Raw genomic sequence first — 293 nt, forward strand, 5'->3', positions numbered from 1 at the left:
ACGCCGGCAACAAAGTGACCAACGTAGCCGATGGCGACCTCAATGCCAACAGCAAAGATGCCGTTAACGGCAGCCAACTGTTTGCGACCAACCAAAACGTAGCCAACAACGCCGCCAATATCGCCAAAGGCATCAACTTCGGTGGTACCACCGGCAGCAACAACTACGCATTGGGTGACACCATCAATGTCAAAGGCGACAGCAACATCATCAGCGAAACCGTAGCCGGTGGCGCTCAGCTGAAACTGGCCAAAGACATCACTGTTGACAGCGTCACCGCAGGCGACAGCAAA

The 293-nt window shown here is 54.6% G+C and carries 1 protein-coding gene; it reads left to right on the plus strand.

All coding sequences use genetic code 11. From position 1 onward, the window contains the following. Window positions 1-293, plus strand: a 293-nt coding sequence (locus HMPREF2696_RS06145; protein WP_210383761.1) for a hypothetical protein, incomplete at both ends; no start/stop codon positions are given.

Origin of the sequence: Neisseria sp. HMSC058F07 (genome assembly GCF_001810035.1) — a bacterium.
Classification (GTDB): domain Bacteria; phylum Pseudomonadota; class Gammaproteobacteria; order Burkholderiales; family Neisseriaceae; genus Neisseria; species Neisseria perflava.